The organism is Mycolicibacterium llatzerense (genome assembly GCF_025331195.1).
Classification (GTDB): domain Bacteria; phylum Actinomycetota; class Actinomycetes; order Mycobacteriales; family Mycobacteriaceae; genus Mycobacterium; species Mycobacterium llatzerense.
On record NZ_LXOV01000001.1, the window covers coordinates 1,899,781 to 1,916,781 of the forward strand.

At 68.6% G+C, this 17,001-nt stretch carries 15 protein-coding genes; 5 read left to right on the forward strand and 10 right to left on the reverse strand.

The genetic code is table 11. The annotated features are described in order from the left end of the window. Positions 1-16: 16 nt before the first annotated feature. The gene (locus tag A7G45_RS09350; protein ID WP_260936176.1) at positions 17-1,801 is read left to right on the forward strand and encodes an N-acyl-D-amino-acid deacylase family protein; all 1,785 of its coding nucleotides are present in this window, start codon (positions 17-19) and stop codon (positions 1,799-1,801) included. A gap of 1 nt (position 1,802) precedes the next feature. Next, a complete protein-coding gene (locus A7G45_RS09355) occupies positions 1,803-2,399 on the forward strand; it encodes a TetR/AcrR family transcriptional regulator (RefSeq protein ID WP_043397329.1) in 597 nt (198 codons plus the stop codon). On the opposite strand, the gene A7G45_RS09360 is transcribed toward A7G45_RS09355, so the two are convergent. The 6 genes from A7G45_RS09360 to A7G45_RS09385 form a co-directional block, all read right to left on the reverse strand. Further along, entirely contained in the window at positions 2,390-2,749 is a 360-nt protein-coding gene (locus A7G45_RS09360) for a DUF2304 domain-containing protein (protein WP_043397331.1), read from the reverse strand. The two genes, A7G45_RS09355 and A7G45_RS09360, sit on opposite strands and share 10 nt — an antisense overlap. Continuing rightward, a complete protein-coding gene (locus tag A7G45_RS09365; protein WP_260936178.1) occupies positions 2,746-3,438 on the reverse strand; it encodes a polyprenyl-phospho-N-acetylgalactosaminyl synthase PpgS in 693 nt (230 codons plus the stop codon). Before A7G45_RS09365 ends, A7G45_RS09360 begins: the two co-directional genes overlap by 4 nt. 21 nt (positions 3,439-3,459) lie before the next feature. Beyond that, a complete protein-coding gene (locus A7G45_RS09370) occupies positions 3,460-4,668 on the reverse strand; it encodes a hypothetical protein (protein ID WP_260936180.1) in 1,209 nt (402 codons plus the stop codon). Continuing rightward, a complete protein-coding gene (locus A7G45_RS09375; RefSeq protein WP_071287406.1) occupies positions 4,665-5,999 on the reverse strand; it encodes a M1 family metallopeptidase in 1,335 nt (444 codons plus the stop codon). The genes A7G45_RS09370 and A7G45_RS09375 overlap by 4 nt, the downstream gene beginning before the upstream one ends. Then, positions 5,996-9,880: a Pls/PosA family non-ribosomal peptide synthetase gene (locus A7G45_RS09380; RefSeq protein WP_260936185.1), complete on the reverse strand. Its 3,885-nt coding sequence runs from the start codon at positions 9,878-9,880 to the stop codon at positions 5,996-5,998. Before A7G45_RS09380 ends, A7G45_RS09375 begins: the two co-directional genes overlap by 4 nt. Before the next feature lie 62 nt (positions 9,881-9,942). Beyond that, the gene (locus A7G45_RS09385) at positions 9,943-10,458 is read right to left on the reverse strand and encodes a 2-oxo-4-hydroxy-4-carboxy-5-ureidoimidazoline decarboxylase (protein ID WP_260936188.1); all 516 of its coding nucleotides are present in this window, start codon (positions 10,456-10,458) and stop codon (positions 9,943-9,945) included. Between the two features lie 118 nt (positions 10,459-10,576). On the opposite strand from A7G45_RS09385, the gene A7G45_RS09390 reads away from it, so the two are divergent. Together A7G45_RS09390 and A7G45_RS09395 are read left to right on the forward strand one after the other, a co-directional pair. Further along, complete coding sequence (locus tag A7G45_RS09390; RefSeq protein ID WP_260936190.1) at positions 10,577-11,899, forward strand: HNH endonuclease; 1,323 nt, start codon at positions 10,577-10,579, stop codon at positions 11,897-11,899. 56 nt (positions 11,900-11,955) lie between these two features. Further along, complete coding sequence (locus A7G45_RS09395) at positions 11,956-12,342, forward strand: thiol-disulfide oxidoreductase DCC family protein (protein ID WP_260936192.1); 387 nt, start codon at positions 11,956-11,958, stop codon at positions 12,340-12,342. On the opposite strand, the gene A7G45_RS09400 is transcribed toward A7G45_RS09395, so the two are convergent. From A7G45_RS09400 to A7G45_RS09410, 3 genes are read right to left on the reverse strand one after another with little or no spacing between them, the layout of a single operon-like run. Next, on the reverse strand, positions 12,334-13,233 hold the full coding sequence (locus tag A7G45_RS09400) for an NAD-dependent epimerase/dehydratase family protein (RefSeq protein ID WP_260936194.1): 900 nt from the start codon (positions 13,231-13,233) through the stop codon (positions 12,334-12,336). The genes A7G45_RS09395 and A7G45_RS09400 overlap by 9 nt on opposite strands. Then, positions 13,233-14,384, reverse strand: a complete 1,152-nt coding sequence (locus A7G45_RS09405) for a cytochrome P450 (RefSeq protein WP_260936196.1) — start codon at positions 14,382-14,384, stop codon at positions 13,233-13,235. The genes A7G45_RS09400 and A7G45_RS09405 overlap by 1 nt, the downstream gene beginning before the upstream one ends. Beyond that, positions 14,374-15,789 carry an ABC1 kinase family protein gene (locus tag A7G45_RS09410; RefSeq protein WP_260936198.1) on the reverse strand — a complete coding sequence of 472 codons (1,416 nt, stop codon included), beginning with the start codon at positions 15,787-15,789 and terminating at the stop codon, positions 14,374-14,376. The genes A7G45_RS09405 and A7G45_RS09410 overlap by 11 nt, the downstream gene beginning before the upstream one ends. 130 nt (positions 15,790-15,919) lie before the next feature. On the opposite strand from A7G45_RS09410, the gene A7G45_RS09415 reads away from it, so the two are divergent. Next, entirely contained in the window at positions 15,920-16,480 is a 561-nt protein-coding gene (locus A7G45_RS09415; RefSeq protein ID WP_260938073.1) for a TetR/AcrR family transcriptional regulator, read from the forward strand. A 21-nt stretch (positions 16,481-16,501) separates the two neighbouring features. Here A7G45_RS09415 and A7G45_RS09420 read toward each other — a convergent pair whose 3' ends face one another. Next, positions 16,502-16,990 carry an inorganic diphosphatase gene (locus tag A7G45_RS09420; protein WP_260936200.1) on the reverse strand — a complete coding sequence of 163 codons (489 nt, stop codon included), beginning with the start codon at positions 16,988-16,990 and terminating at the stop codon, positions 16,502-16,504. Between the last annotated feature and the right edge of the window lie 11 nt (positions 16,991-17,001).

Here is a 17,001-nt window from a genome sequence, read left to right on the forward strand (position 1 = left end):
GCCCTAACCTCAGGTCATGACCTACGACGTGATCGTCAAAGACGGCCTGTGGTTCGACGGCACCGGCCGCACGCCGCAACTGCGCAATCTGGGTATCCGCGACGGCGTCGTCGTGACGGTGTCGGCGCAGCCGCTCGATGAGACGGGCTGCCCCGACGTCATCGATGCCAAGGGCAAGTGGGTGACGCCGGGCTTCATCGACGTCCACACGCACTACGACGCCGAGGTTTTGCTCGACCCGGGCCTGCGTGAGTCGGTCCGGCACGGCGTGACGACCGTGCTGCTGGGCATGTGTTCGCTCTCGACCGTCTACGCCGAGAACGACGACGCCGCCGACCTGTTCAGCCGCGTCGAGGCGGTGCCGCGCAAGTTCGTCGTCGGCGCGCTCGAGCAGAGCCGGTCGTGGTCCGGACCCGCCGAGTACGTGCAGGCGCTCGAAGCCCTGCCGCTCGGCCCCAACGTCAGCTCGCTGCTGGGCCACTCGGACCTGCGCACCTCGGTGCTCGGCCTGGACCGCGCGACGACCCCGAACGTCACCCCGACCAACGCCGAGCTGGAGACCATGGCGTCGCGGCTCGAGGCGGCCCTGGATGCCGGCATGCTCGGCATGTCCGGCATGGACGCCGCGATCGACAAGCTCGACGGTGACCGCTTCCGGTCCCGTGCGCTGCCGTCGACCTTCGCCACCTGGCGGGAACGTCGCCGCCTGATCAAGGTGCTGCGCAAGCGCGGCCGCATCCTGCAGAGCGCGCCCAACGTCGCCAAACTGCAAGAGGCACTGAACTTCTTCCTCGAGAGCAGCGGCTGGTTCGGCCGTCGTGCCGGCGTGCGGATGAGCCTGCTGGTGGCCGCCGATGCCAAGTCCGCGCCCGGCGCCGTGTACCTGTTGGGCCCCGTGACGCGCCTGGCCAACAAGGTCCTGAACTCGAAGGTGCGTTTCCAGCATCTGCCGGTGCCGTTCGAGTTGTATTCGGACGGAATCGACCTCCCGGTTTTCGAGGAGTTCGGTGCGGGTACCGCAGCGCTGCACCTGAAGGATCAGTTGGAGCGCAACAAGCTGATGGCCGACCCGGAGTACCGGCGCCGGTTCCGCAAGTCGTTCGACAAGAAGGTGCTGGGCCCGACCCTGTGGCACCGTGACTTCCACGACTCGACCATCGTCGAGTGCCCCGATAAGTCGTTGATCGGCAAGAGCTTTGGGCAGATCGCCGACGAACGCGGCAGCCACCCGCTCGACGCCTTCCTCGACGTCCTGGTGGAGCACGGCGAGCGCAACACCCGCTGGACCACCATCGTGGCCAACCACCGCCCCAAGCAGCTCGACAAGCTGGCCACGGAGCCGGCGGTCCACATGGGCTTCTCGGATGCCGGTGCGCACCTTCGCAATATGGCGTTCTACAACTACGCGCTGCGCATGCTGCGCCGGGTACAGGACGCCGACAAGAGTGGCCGTCCGTTCATGACCACCGAGCATGCCGTGCACCGGCTGACCGGCGAGGTCGCCGACTGGTTCGGCCTGGAGGCCGGCACCCTGCGGCAGGGCGAGCGCGCCGACTTCGTGGTGATCGACCCGGCCGGGCTCAACGCCGAACTCGAGGCGTACCACGAGGATTCGGTCGAGTTCTACGGCGGCCTGAGCCGCATGGTCAACCGCAGCGACGCCGCCGTCGTGGCGACCGGTGTGGGTGGCCAGGTGGTGTTCCGCGACGGTGAGTTCCGCGACGGCTACGGCCAGACCATGAAGTCCGGCCACTACCTGCCGGCGCGCGGGGCGAAACTGCCGGTGGCGCAGCCGGTCTGACATGGCCAGAACGCAACAGCAACGCAGGGAAGAGACGCGGGCTCGGCTCCTCGACGCCGCGATCGAGACCATCGTCGAGGTCGGCTACGCCCGCGCCTCGGCGGCGGTGATCGCGCGTCGGGCCGAGGTCTCCGACGGTGCGCTGTTCAAACACTTCGCCACCATGGGCGACTTCATGGCCGCGACGGCGCTCGAGGTCATGCGCAGGCAGCTCGAGCAGTTCAGCAAGCAGGTCGCCGAAATCCCTTCGGACCGGCCGGCTCTGGAAGGCGCGTTGATCGCGCTGCGGGACATCAGCGGCAACGCCACCAACGCGGTGATGTACGAGCTGATGGTCGCGGCGCGCACCGACGAGAAGCTGCGGGCGACGCTGCAGGGCGCCCTCGTCGAGTACGGCCGCAACATCTACGAGACCGCGCAGGAGATGCCCGGCGCGGATCAGTTGCCGCCGGAACTGCTGATGCTCATCGTCGCCGTGATGGTCAACACCTTCGACGGCGCGGCGCTGATCCGTGCCGTGCTACCGCAGCCCGAACTCGAAGACGGCCGCATCCAGCTGCTGGCCACGATGTTGGGGACTCTGGGCGTTCAGACCTGACGGGTCGGCGGATCGGGCTCGGGGACGCGCGCACCTTCCAGCGCCACCGCCCGGGCCAGTTGGGCGTAGCGCAGTTCGAGGTCCTTGAACCGCATGTATGCGCTGATCGTCGTGAACAGGAACGCGATGACCAGCGCGTACAACAGGAGATCGGCGCCGCGGCCGATGCCGAGCCAATGCGCCACCACCGTGGTGTCGTTGGGGCGCAGGATCGCGTAGATGGCGCCGACCACGAACAGCACGTAGCCGACCTTCACCCACGCCCGCGACTGTGCGTTGCGCCGCGAACTGAACAGGTAGGCCAGCAGCAGGACCACCGCGCCGATCAGCAGTGCCTTGGTCCAGATCATCGGCGCAACCTTCCGCGCAGCAGCCCGTCGACGACGATGTTGACGCCGTTGACCAGCGGTTGACCCTTCGACATCGAATAGTCGGTGTACAGGATTTGCACCGACTGTTCGGCGACCCGCCAGCGGTTCTCCACGATGAGGGAGACGAATTCGCTGGCGTGGCTCATGCCGTTCATCGTCAGGTTCAGCCCGTCGGCCACCGTCTTGTTGAACACCCGCAAGCCGTTGTGGGCGTCGGTCAGGCGCAGTTTGCGACTGGACCGGCTGAGCTTGGCGACGACGGGCAGCAGCAGCCGCTTGAGGATCGGCATGCGTTCGGGCGGTTGGTCGGCGAACCGGGTGCCGATCACGATGTCCAGCTCCTCGGTCCGCAGCCGCTCGATCATCCGCACGACATCCTTGACCCGGTGCTGGCCGTCGGCGTCGAACGTGGCGAAAACCTCTGCCCCAGGCCGGGATCGGGCGTACTCGACGCCGGTCTGGATGGCCGCTCCCTGACCGAGGTTCACCGGGTGCCGCACCACGTGGGCGCCGGCGGCGAAGGCCCGGTCGCCGGTGTCGTCACGGCCGCCGTCGTCGACGCAGACGACATTGGGGAAGACGGCCCGCACATCAGCGACGACGTCGGCAATGACGCTCGCCTCGTTGTAGGCGGGGATGACGATCCAGACGTCGCGATACAAGGACATGTTGATGCCGAAAATACACGCTCAGCGGCGCCTGATCGCGCCAAGCGCGGCCAGGTGGACGACGATGCCGACCAGCGGCCCGCACATCAACGCGACAATGGTGCGGGTCTGCAGGTCCAAAGGCAGCAGCAACAACAGTGCCGCGGCCACCGTGGCACTCACCCAACCCACCGCATAGGCCCGGTGCAGCGCGGCGGCGACCGTCGCGGCGCCGGTGAGCGTCAGGAAGGCGATGGCGACGGCCCCGGCGGTCAGCCAGGCCAGCAGCGCACCGCTTGCGGCGTACTCGGGACCGAACAGCGTGCGCAGCAGCCACGGCCCGACCAACCCGGCGGCCAGCACCGCCAGCGCGCCCAGCCCGGCGAGCACCAGGGCCGGGGTGAGCAGGGCTCGCAGGCGCCGGTTGTCGACGAAATGCGCGATCAGGTTGCCCTGCATCGCGGTCAGCGGCACCAGCAGTGGGGCGCGGGTCAGCGTCACCGCCAGGATGATGACGCCGCCGGTGGCGCCCAGGTCCCGGGACGTGGCCTGCAGCAGCACCGGGAAACCCATCACCAGGACGGCGCTGGCGCCGGCGGCGGCGATCGAATGCGCCGACCCGGTCAGGAAGGTCCGGGGTGTGCCGGGGGTGTGGATGGCGGCCGCGGACCGGGCCACCCCGGAGGCCAGCAGCAGGATCAGCCAGGACATCGAGCCGGCGACGGTGGCCCACAGGTAACCGTCCAGCCCCCAGCCCAGGACGAACGCGGCGACGGCGACGGCGACCCGGATGCCCGCGTCGGTCACCATCAGCGTGCCGTACTGCGTCCAGCCGTCCGCCCCGGCAAGGACACCCAGCAGGGTGGCGTGCAGGCAGAAGCCCACCAGGCCGACGCTCAGCAGCAGCACGCTCAGCGGGGTGGATTCGACGAACACGTGGCCGGCCCACAGTGGGGCGGTGCCGGCGATCAGCAGGCCCGCGGCGACGGCCACCAGCGCGGCCACCCGGATGGGCTGCAGGTGCGGCCCCGGCTGGGGCTCGGCGGTGCGGGCGATGCGGACCTCGCGGGTGGCTTCCTGCAGCAGGCCGTTGGCCGCTCCGGTGAACAACCCGAACGCACCCCAGAAGACGCTGAAGACCGAGAATCCCGCGGGGGCCAGGTCGCGCGCGGCGAGGTACAGGATCGCGTAGCCGCACAGCGCGCTGAGCACCGTCGCGACTGCGACCCGCGCCACACTGCTGGGATTCACAGCGCCGGCAGTTCCACCGTGTAGAGCCACGCGGTCCACAGTCCGCGCAGGGACTGGTCGGTGTAGTTCGCGGCCAGGCCGGTGAAGTCGTCGGTGACCGCGGTCGAGTGCCGGTAGCGGGTCGTCCAATCCCGCAGCAGTGCAAAGAAATTCGCGTCGCCGATGGTGCGCCGCAGGGCGTGCAGGGTGAGGGCGCCGCGCTTGTAGACGCGGTCGTCGAACATGTCCTCGGGTCCGGGGTCGGCCAGCAGCAGATTCTGCGGCAAGCCCCGCAGCTTCTGCAGGTTGTGGGCGGCCAGTTGGTCGGCGGTCCGCCAGCCCGACTCCTCGGCCCACAGCCACTCGGCGTAACAGGCGAATCCCTCATGGAGCCAGATGTCCCGCCACCGCCGCACCGTCACCGAGTTGCCGAACCACTGGTGGGCCATCTCGTGCGCGATCAGCCGCTCGGCGCTGCGGCGGCCGTCGCAGTGGTTGGCGCCGAAAATCGAAACACCTTGCGCTTCAAGCGGAATTTCCAGCTCGTCGTCGGTGACCACGACGCTGTACCCGCTCGACAACGGGTACGGCCCGAACAACCGCGTGAACAGCTGCATCATCTGCGGCTGCCGGCCGAAGTCATATTCGAAATTGCGGATCAGCCGCTGCGGCAGGGCCGCGGACATCGGCACCGGCGACTTCGACAGCCGCAGCGACTCGTACCGGCCGATCTGCAGGGTGATCAGGTAGGTCGACGTCGGCTCGGCCAGCTCGTACACCCACATGGTCTGTGCCGCACGGGTTTTGCGGCTCACCAGCTCGCCGTTGGCGACGACCCGGTACGGGCTGTCGGTGCTGACCGCGATGCGGTAGCTGGCCTTGCTGCTCGGGTGGTCGTCACATGGGAACCAGGACGCGGCACCGTTCGGCTGCCCGGCGACCAGGGCGCCCTCCGTCAGCTCCTCGAAACCGACCGTGCCCCAGATGGATTTGATCGGGCGCGGGTTGCCGCCGTAGCGCACCGTCACGGTCATCGCGGCCCCGGCGGGCAACGCGCTGGGCAGGGTGATGTGCAGCTTGCCGTTGACGGTGCGGTACTTGGCGGGGCGACGGCCGTTCACCTCGACCTTGGCCACCGACAACGCGTCGGACAGATCCAGGGTGAACCAGTGCAGCGACGCCAGGGTGACCGCGGTGATGGTGGCGATGCCGGTCAGCCGGTTGCTCTCCACCCGGTATTCGAGGCTGAGTTCGTAGCGGGACACCCGGAAGCCGAAGTTGCCGTTGTTCGGTAGATACGGATCGATCACCGGGGCTACGGCCTTGCGGTCCTTCTTGTTCGTCCGGGTCATGCGGCCTGCGCCTTATTTCGGCCGCTGGACTTGCGCTTCTTGCCCACCCACGGGGCGATCGGATTGCCCTGCCAGCGAGTCGACGCCGGCACCGCGTCGCCGCGCATCACCAGTGAGGCCGGGCCGACCGTCGCGCCGGCCCCGATACTGGCCGCGGGCAGTGCCACGCAGTGGGTACCGAGCGTGGCGCCCGGCTCCAGCACCACGGTGTCCAGCTGCATGATGCGGTCGTGGAACAGGTGGGTCTGCACGACGCAGCCCCGGTTCACCGTCGCGCCCCGGCCCAGCGTCACCAGGTCGGCCTCTGGCAGCCAATAGGTTTCGCACCACACGCCCCGGCCGATGGCCGCGCCGAGGGCCCGCAGCCACAGATTCATCACGGGGGTACCGCTGGCGGCGCGGGCGAACCACGGGCCGGCGACGGTTTCGACGAAGGTGTCGGACACCTCGTTGCGCCACACGAACGGGGACCACAGCGGATGCTCGACGGCCCGAATGCGCCCGACCATCAACCATTTCGCGACCACGGCGATGGCACCGGCGACCGCACCCGCGTTCAGCAGCACCAGTCCGGCGCCCAATGACGCCCACAGCCAACCGAATTCGCCGGCCAGGGCCTGCAGGACGCCGAGGACCGCGACGCCGATGCCGAACGTCACCATCACCGGGACGATCCGCAGGGTCTCGACCGTCGACCGCATGATCTTCAGCTGCAGCGACGGGTGGAAGGTGCGCAGCTTGTCCGATTCAGTTGGCTGGCGGCGCAACCGGATCGGCGGGCTGCCCAGCCACGACGACCCGGCCTTGGCCTTGTGCGGGGTGGCCGACAGCACGGCGACCAGTCCGTCGTCGGGGACGCGGCGTCCCGGTTGCGTGATGCCGGAGTTGCCCAGGAACGCGCGGCGGCCGACGGTCGCCTTGGCCACGTGAATCCAGCCGCCGCCGAGTTCGTACGACGCCACCATGGTGTCGTCGGCCAGGAAGGCGCCGTCGAGTACCTCGGTGAACTTGGGCGTCAACAGCGCCGTCGAAATCTCGGTGTCCTTACCGACTTTCGCGCCGAGGATCCGCAGCCACCACGGAGTCAGCAGGCTCGCGTAGATCGGGAACAGGTAGTTGCGGGCGGCGTCCATCAGCCGCTCGGTGGCCCACAGCTGCCAGCCGACCCGGCTGCGCACCGGGTGGTAACCCTCGGTCAGGCCGAGGGCCAGCAGGCGTACCCCGATCACGGTCAGCGCGGCGTACACCGCCATGGCGGCCACCGCGGCGACGGGCGTCCACAACGTGACCGGCAGGATCGCCTCCGGCAGCGAATGGGTATGGCGCACCGGCAGAATCAGCACCGCCAGCCCCGCGGCGAGGGCCAGGATCGGCAACCCGCCCAACAGAACCGACGTCAGCCCGTACATCGCGATCCACTGCGGGGCGCGGCCCGGCCGTTCGTCGGGCCACGGGTGGTGCGCCTTGCCGGACTTCACCGCCGGTGAGCCCTTCCAGTACTGCCCGGCCTTGACCTTGCCGATCACGCCGGAACCCGGTGCGACGTCGGCGTTCTTGCCGACCACCGCACCCGGCAGCAGCGTCGTACGGGCGCCGATGGTGGCGTCGTTGCCGATGCTGATCGGGCCGACGTGGAACAGGTCGCCGTCGATCCAGTGCCCGCTGAGGTCGACTTCCGGTTCGACCGAGCAGCGGTCCCCGAGGGAGAGCATGCCGGTGACCGGCGGGGCGGAGTGCAGGTCGACGCCGTTGCCGACCTGGTTGCCCAACGCCCGGGCGTAGTACACCAACCACGGTGCGCCGGCCTGGTTTTCGGCGCCGCTGGCCTCACCGAGGCGTTCGGCGAGCCAGACCCGCAGGTGTTCGGAGCCGCCGCGTTTGTAGGTGCCCGGTTCCAGACCGGACAGCAGGGCGCGGGCGCAGAACACGGCGATACCCATGCGGCCGATCGGCGTGACGAACACGAGGAACCCGATCAGGACCACCCACCAGTTGACGGTGTGGGCCCAGGGCAGCAGGTGCAGAGCGGCGGCGATGTTGTTCAGCAGCGCCAGCCACACGACCCACTGCATGCCGGCCAGGGTGGCGAGCGGGATCGCGACGAGGGACTGGATCAGCTGGGTCGTCAGCGGAACCGGTGTGACGCTTCGGGTTTCGACTGCCGGCGGCGGGTCGAGTTCGTCCAGGTAGCCGGCCAGTGAGCCCAGCCGCGGGTGGTCGTAGAGGTCGGCGACGGTGACCTGCGGGTACTTCTCGCGCAGCAGCGAGACCAGCTGCGCCGCGGACAACGAGCCGCCGCCGAGGGCGAAGAAGTCGGCGCCGGGGCCGTCGATGGGGGACGCCAGCACGTCACGCCACAGCCCGGCGAGCCAGCCCATGGTGCCGTCGAGGTCGGGGCTGTCGTCGCCCGCCGAGTCGACGGGCCATGGCAGCGCGTTGCGGTCGACCTTTCCCGATGTGCGCGTGGGCAATTCGTCGACCAGGACGAGCCTTGGCACCAGCGCAGCCGGCAACGACTGAGCAAGTGCCTTGCGGGCCTTGGCGATATCGAATTCGGGGTCGGCGCTCGCGATATAGCCGACCAGCAGGGGAGTGCCGGTGGCCGTCTTGCGGACCGCGGCGGCTCCGCCGCTGACGCCGGGCAGATTGACAAGTGCGGCGTCGACCTCACCGAGTTCGATGCGCCGGCCGCCGACCTTGACCTGATCGTCGGCGCGCCCCTGGAAGTAGAGGCCGTCGGCCTCGAGCCGGACCAGGTCTCCGCTGCGGTAGGCGCGGCCCCAGCCGAGTGTCTCCATCGGGGCGTACTTCTCGGCGTCTTTCTCGGGGTCGAGGTAGCGGGCCAGGCCGACGCCGCCGATCACCAGTTCGCCGACGTCGCCGTAGCCGACCTGCAGGCCGTCCTTGTCGACAACGGCCAGGTCCCAGCCGGGCAGGGGCAGGCCGATGCTGACCGGGCCGCTGCCGAGCGGCGCGAGGCACGCGACGACCGTGGCTTCGGTGGGTCCGTAGGTGTTCCACACCTCGCGGCCCTCGACGGCGAGGCGTTCGGCGAGCTCCGGCGGGCAGGCTTCACCGCCGAAGATCAGTAGGCGCACGGCTTCGAGGGCCTCGGCCGGCCACAGTGAGGCGAGCGTCGGGACCGTCGAGACGACGGTGATGTCACGGGATACCAGCCAGGGACCCAGGTCCATGCCGCTGCGCACCAGCGAGCGCGGCGCCGGGACGAGGCAGGCGCCGTAGCGCCAGGCCAGCCACATCTCCTCGCAGGACGCGTCGAATGCCACCGACAATCCGGCCAGCACCCGGTCGCCCGGGCCCAGCGGATTGTCCCGCAGGAAGATCTCGGCCTCGGCGTCGACGAACGCCGCGGCGTTACGGTGTGTCACCGCAACGCCTTTCGGGGTCCCGGTGGAACCGGAGGTGAAGATGATCCAGGCGTCATCGCGGGTCAGCGGCTGGCCGGCCAGCCAGCCTCGCGTCGAACCGGGCCCGCGGACCAGGCCGGCCTCGGTGATGATGCCGACGACGCCGGCCTCGCCGAAGACCAGCGCGGCACGCTCCTCGGGATCGTCGGCGTCGACCGGGACGTACGCGGCGCCGGTGGCCAGCGTCGCCAGGATCGACACGTACAGCGCGTAGCTGCCCGACGGCATGCGGATGCCGATGCGATCACCGCGGCCGATGCCCCGTGCGGCCAGCCAGGCCACGCTTTCTTCGACGTCGGCGATCAGCTCGGCATAGGTGAGCTGGACGGTGCCGTCGTCGATGGCCGGCGCATCGGGATATTGAGCGGCCGTGGCGTAGAGGATGTCGATGAGTGTCCGGGCCTGCGGTGCGTTCGCTGAACGCACGTACTGCGGGGGGATCTCCTGATGCACGGGTACAAACTACTAAGGCTTGGCGAACTGTTCCTGGCGGCGGGCTTGCCGTGGCAGCTTCGTTACCAGTTGTTGTAGCCGCCCTCGGGTCCCAGCATGCGCTCCAGCCGGGTCCGATTGATCCGGGCCAGCTCGTTACGGACCACCTTGCGCTCGGTCTCGTGGTCGTTGTGCATCCGGTCGGCCATGTGGGTCAGTACTTCGTCGGCGCTCATGGCGCCGACGAACATCACGAAATCGAACCCGAAGTGGTCCCGGTAGGTCGATGCGTTGGTCTGCAGCGTTGCCATCAGCCCGGGGTCGCGGTCGCACACGGCGCACTGCTCGAACTGCGAGCGGGCGCTGCCCGGCCGGCGTCCGACCTGCGGATAGGCCTGCAGGATCGCGTCCACCGAGGTGTCACCCAACGCGAACAGCAGGTCGTCGGCCCGCCGATACAGATGGTCGTGGTCGTCGTAGCTTCGCCCGTCGGCCAGGCTGCCTGCCAGGGGCACGCTGTAGCAGCACTCGTACAGTGCGTGCACCGCCCGCTGCTTTGGCATGGCGTTGAACGCGTCGAGACCAATGCCCTGATGCATCAACACATGGACATCATCGAATGTGCAGGGTACGTGCAGATTTCCTTGTGTTACAGCGGGGCAAATTCGTGCATCGGTGGTCTGGCGCGCATCACAGGTATGGCGTAGCATCGAACGTATGTTCGAACATCTAGCGTTGGATGACCCCGGCGCTGACGAGGCGGCGCTGTTGGGTCGCATCGCCGAGTTCGAACGTGTGAAGGCGGCTGCGGCGGCCGGGCAGGCTCGGGCGGCGGCTGAACTGGAGGCGCGGCGGGAGGCTGCGGCGCGGGCGGGTGGTCCGCGGGTGTCACGTGCCGCGTTGGGGTCGGAGGTCGGGCTGGCGCGGCAGGAGTCCCCGCATCGCGGTGAGCGGCTGATGGCGATGGCCCGGATCTTGGTGCCGGATATGCCGTGCACGTTGGCCGCCCTGGAGTCCGGGCGGCTCTCGGAGCATCGGGCCGAGCTGATCACCAAGGAAGCGGCGTGCCTGTCGGGGCTCGATCGTCGGCTGCTCGATATCGAGTTGTGCGGGGACCCGGCCACTGTCGAGGGCATGGGCAATGCGGAGATCGTGGCGGAGGCCAAACGCATCGCCTACCGGCTCGATCAAGAGGCGGTACTGGACCGGATGCGTCAGGCCCCGGCCGGGCGGCACGTGCGGTGCCGGCCTGCCCGTGATGGCATGGCGACGGTGAGTGTGCTGCTGCCCGCTCACGAGGGTCGGGCGGTGCACGCCGCCCTGTCGCAGGGCGCGGCCACCACGCTGGCGTCGACGATCCCGGGGACATCGGTGCCGGCCGGGCTGGGCCGCACCCACGACCAGATCATGGCGGACCTGGTGGTCGAGCGGGTCACCGGCCGTAACCCGGTGGATGCGCCGGTATCGGTGACGGTGAACTTGGTGCTCTCCGACGAGAGCCTGCTTGCCGGCGGGGACGAGCCCGCTCATCTGGAGGGCTATGGCCCGGTGCCGGCGGAGATGGCGCGGCACCTGGTGCTGGTGGCTGAGGCCGACCCACAGGCTGTTGCGGCGGTGCGGCGGTTGTATGCCCAGCCGGGCACGAACAAGTTGGTGGCGATGGAATCGGCGGCCCGGGCGTTCCCGAAAGCTCTGGCCCGGTTCATCGCACTACGGGATCAGATCTGCCGGACTCCGTACTGCAACGCCCGTATCCGGCACACCGACCACGTCAGGCCGCACGCCCATCTGGGGCCCACCAGCGTGCACAACGGCCAGGGCTTGTGCGAGCACTGCAATTACGTCAAAGAAGAACCCGGCTGGCACTCCCGCACCAGCTATGACCGGTACGGCCGGCACACGACGGAGCTCACCACGCCGACCGGCGCGGTCTACGCCTCGACCGCGCCGCCGATGCCGGGCGGATTGCAGATCCTGACCCGCCGGGTCCACCTCGCGATCATCGACAAGGGATCGCGTCCGCGGGTGCTGCGTGACTAGCCAAATGTGTGGCGACTCACGGCAACCGATCGTGCGCGAAGGCGCATGATGAGGTCATGGACGGTGTGCTGTTCTTCGACGGCAAGTGCGGGATGTGTACCCGCGCGCGTAACGCGCTGCTGCGGATGAATCGCACCGGCGGGGTCCGCACCGAACCGCTGCAGAAGCCCGGTACCGCCGAGCGACTCGGCGTGGCACCGGAACATCTCATGGAATCGGTGTGGTGGCTGGATTCGTCCGGCGACGTGTTCGGCGGTGCAAAGGCGGCCAACGCGGCGCTGTCCGCGGCCCTGGGCACTCGGTTGCCGTTGTGGGTCTACGCCATCCCGGGAGTCGGTGCGATCCAGGAGCGCGTCTACCGTTGGATCGCCACGCATCGGTACCACTTCCGTGGCGTCACGCCGTGGTGCGAAACCGCACCGTCGGAGTGTGTTTCAGCCTAGCTGCGCCATCGCGCGGTACCCTTCGGCGGCGCTGGGGTACCGGGGCCGCCAGCCCGAAACATCGCGAAAGCGCTTGTTGCTCACGCGAAGTGATCGCGTTATGGACGTAAGTCGGTCACCGAGCAGAAGTCCGACCCGTCCCGGCCCAGTGATCCAGATGCGGCGCCCGACAGCCGCGGCGCAGGCGTCCGCATATTCGCGTTTGGTCAGCGGAGTGTCGTCGACGATGTTGTACGTGCCACCGGGAGCCGCGAGCGCCGCGACGACGGCACTCGCCGCATCCGCGACGTGGATCGACGAGATGTAGGTACTGCTGCGGCCCGGGGCAAACCCGATGTGCCACTTGGCCATTTCGAGGATCTGTTCACTGTGTGCGGCGTGCGGACCGTAGAACACCCCGAACCGAAGGATCGTCGACTGTCCGGCGAACCGTCGCGCGCTGGCTTCGGCGGCGTGGTTGCCACGCGTGATGGGGTAGTGGTCGACGGGCTGGTCTTCGTCGACCCAGTCGCTTCCGCCGTCGCGGTAGATCATCACGACAGACTCTTGAATCATCCTCTGTACGCCCGCATCTCGGGCCGCATCGACGACGGTGGCGGACCCCTCTGAACGCACCCGCTCGCATTCTGCCCACGCCGATTTGCGGATGAACGCCGTTGTGGAAGGGAGCGCTGATGCCAGGTTGACCACCGCATCGTGGCCGGCGAATGCGCCGGCCAATCCGCGGCGGTCGAACAGCGACACCGAAACCGGTTCGGCGCCTTGGCTCCGCAACACCGCAGCCTTGGCGTCGCCGCGGGCCAGAGCGGTGACGGAGTGGCCGGCAGCGACCAGTGCGGGGACGGTATGGGTGCCGATGGCACCCGTGCCTCCGGTCACGAACACCCGCATCAGCGGAACACCACCGGCAACGTCTGTGGTCCGCGGATGGCCGGCGTATCCCGCCAGGTGACGGCCCCGCTCACATCAGGTTGGCGGGCAACGACTTCCCGCAGCGCCACGGTCAACTCCAGTTGGGCCAGGGCGGAACCCAGGCAGTAGTGCGCTCCGTATCCGAAGGCCACGGGTGGTGGGCCGGTGCGGTCCACGCGGAAGCGGCCGGGCTCCTCGAACACCGCCGGGTCACGATTGGCGGCCGCCACCACCACGACGACGCTGTCACCGGCAGCGATATCGACGCCGCCCAGTCGGTGGTCCTCGGTGGCGGTGCGCACCGTCGACTGCACGGGACCGTCGAGCCGCAGTAGTTCGGTGATCACCGCCCCGTCCACGGTGTCGACCCGCTCATCCACGATCCGAATCAGCCCCGCGCCAAGGAGATTCGCCGTGGTCTCGTGCCCGGCGACCGCGATCAGGATGGCCGTCACCACGACGTCCTCGAGGGACAGCTCGGGATCGGTGGCGATGAAGCTGAACAGGTCATCGCCCGGATGCGCCCGGCGGTCGGCGGCGAGTGGCAGGAACTCCGCCATCAACGCGGCGGCCGCACCTAACCCCTCGGCCACCTCCACGGGATCGGCCAGGGTGCCGAGCATCCGGATGATCGACGGCGACAGTTCGCGCAGCGACGCCGCGTGCGCCGGATCGAGCGCGAGCCATTCACCGACCACCGCGATCGGTAGGGGCAGCGCGATCTGCGACATGAAATCAAACGGCTCGCCGGTGGGCGCCTGCGCGATGACCTCGGCGGCGATCGTCTCCACACCCTCGGTCAATCCGGCCACCGTGCTGCGCGTGAACGCGTCCCGGACCGCGCCGCGCAGCCGGTTGTGATCGGCGCCGTCGGTGAAAAGCATTGAGGCCTTGGTGAATTCCGGTGCCATCATCGTCATCGATACGCGCGCCACCGGGTTGGCCAGCGGATCGCTGGTCCAGCCGGACCCGCCGAGCACCTGCCGGGCCGCGTCGTAGCCGAGCACCAGCCAACCTTGGGCGACGCTGTCCCACACGACATCACCGGCGCGTCGGCGGGCCTCGTAGAAGGGGTAGGGATCAGCGGCGTCCCAGGGCAGCCGGGCCGCTGCGACGTCGTTAGGCGACATGATCGTCCGTCCCGTGCGGCAGTCCGCGGCGCTTGACCCACGCCTCGTGTTCGAGGCCCAGATCGGTGACGGGCGCTGCGACGCCGTCCATTTCGTCCAGCATCCCGCGGGCGTGGAAGGTGGCGTTCAGTGCGGTGAAAATTGCATTCATCGATAGGTTCAGGCGCGAGAAGAACACGAAGTCGGCGGGCACCCTGATGTGCCTCATCGGGTGGTCGGCCTCGCGGACGTCCAGCATCGAGGCGATGGCGCGCCGCGATGCCTCGTCGGTGTAGGTCACCGGCTGCGGCGCCAGGATCTCGTAGATGATGCCCTCCCACCATCGGTAGGCATCATCGGCGGTCAGTACCGAATCGGTTGCGAAGAAACCACTTTCGACCATGTTCGACCGCAGATCGTCGCGGCGCCCTTCGACCGCGCAGCGCATCAGGTTCACGATGCGCCGGCGCTGGCCTTCGGGAAGGATCTTCGCGCAACCGAAGTCGACGAATCCGACGGTGCCGTCGAGGCCGAATCGGTAGTTGCCCGGATGCGGGTCGGCGTGGAACAGATGGCCGTGCCGGTAGGAGCCGGTGACGAACCGCGCGATCACCTCGGACCACGTGTCCTTGGTGTTCTGGTCGGCGTCTTGCGCTGCGCCCCAATTCAATCCGTCGAGGTACGTCATGGTCAGGACGCGGTCGCCGGAAGCCTCGCCGACCAGTTCGGGCACGCGAACGTAGGGGTGGTCCCGCCAGAGTTCGCTGAACGCGGTGATGTGGGCGGCTTCCCGGCGGTAGTCGATTTCCTCGGAGATGCGTTCGGATATTTCTGCGGCGATCGGGGCGACGTCGGGCAGGATCGCGCCGAGCGTGCTGGCCGCGCCGGCCGCGAATCGGAACATGGTCGCCAGCAGCTCGGTGTTCGACAGATCGTCCCGAATCGCTTGCGCCACACCGGGGTACTGGATCTTCACCGCGACGTCACGGCCGTCGTGCAGGACGGCCCGGTGGACCTGGCCGATGGACGCGGCCGCCATCGGTTCGTCGGAGAACGACGCGAACACCGCGGAGATCGGGCGTCCCAGGTCGTCCTCGACGATGCGCCGGGCCAGGGCCGAATCCATCGGCGGCGCGTCGGCCTGCAGCCGGGTCAGGGCCCGCTGGTACGGCGAGAGTTCGCCGGCGCCAATGGCATTGGCGTCGACCATGGACATCAGCTGGCCGGCCTTCATCAACACGCCTTTGGAGTGGCCGAGGAGTTCGGCGTATTGCTCTGCGGTGCGCTCGTGGAACCGTTCGACCGCGCCGGTGTTGCCGGCCCTCTCCTGCAGGGCCGCGACCATCCGCCCACCCGCGGCGCGGGCAGTGAAGCCGGCGACCGGCATGGTGCGGCGGATACGTCCGCGCGGCACATTTCCGGCCATTGCGCCTCCAAGCGTTATATGGTGACCTAGTACGAAATATATGGCCCTTCTTATATGCAGTCAATGGTGGGAGTCAGTGGTGGAAACCTCGACAAAGGAACGGACCAGGGAACGTCTGGTCACCGAGGCCATGCGGCTGTTCAGTGAGCAGGGCTACCAGGCCACCAGCATCACCGCGATCGAGAAAGCCGCCGGCCTGGTGCCCGGCTGCGGCGCGCTGTACAACCACTTCAAGACCAAAGAGGCCCTGCTGGCGGCAGGCATCGACAGGCAGCTGGACCGGCGGCGGGCGATGCACGACATCAGCGCGCTGTTCGCCGGTGAGGGGGAGCTGCGGACAGAACTCACGCTGCTCGGCCGGTATGTGCTCAGTGTGCTGAACCAGGAAAGTCAGTTCCTGCAGGTCGCGGCTCGCACGCCGGCGGGTCAGTCGGACCGGCTGAACGCCGCTTACGCCGCCCTGGTCGACGGCTTGTACTGCGAACTGGCCGACTGGATCGTGGGTTGCGCGCCTGGCCTCGATCAGGCCGAGGCCAGGCGGATCGCAGTGGTCGGGGTCAACGCGCTGCTGGGCAAGCAGGCGACGCGCGTCGTCTTCCTTGCCCCGCAGGCGGACACCCCGGATGAGGAGTACATCGCGGACTGGACCGCGATGCTGGCGGGCCGGATCGAAGCGGCCCGAACTGCTTAGTGCTCTTCAGCAGCGAGCAGCTCAGTGCTCTTCGGTCTCGAACCGGGCGATCGAGCGGGCCAGCTCTTCTTCGGCCTCTTTACGGCCGACCCAGTCGGCGGCCTTGACGAACTTGCCGGGCTCCAGGTCCTTGTAGTGCACGAAGAAGTGCTTGATGGCGTCCAGCTCGAACTCCGAGATGTCGCCCAGGTCCTGGATGTGGTCCCAGCGCGGGTCACCGGCGGGTACGCACAGCAGCTTGTCGTCGCCGCCGGCTTCGTCTGTCATCCGGAACATCGCGACCGGGCGGGCGTCGACGATGGCACCGGGGAACACCGACTCGGGCAGCAGCACCAGGGCGTCCAGCGGGTCGCCGTCCTCGCCGAGAGTGTTCTCGAAGAACCCGTAGTCGGTGGGGTAGCCCATCGGGGTGTACAGGTAGCGATCCAGCTTGACCCGGCCGGTCACGTGGTCCACTTCGTACTTGTTGCGCGAACCCTTGGGGATCTCGATGACGACTTCGTGCTCCACCGGGAGGCTCC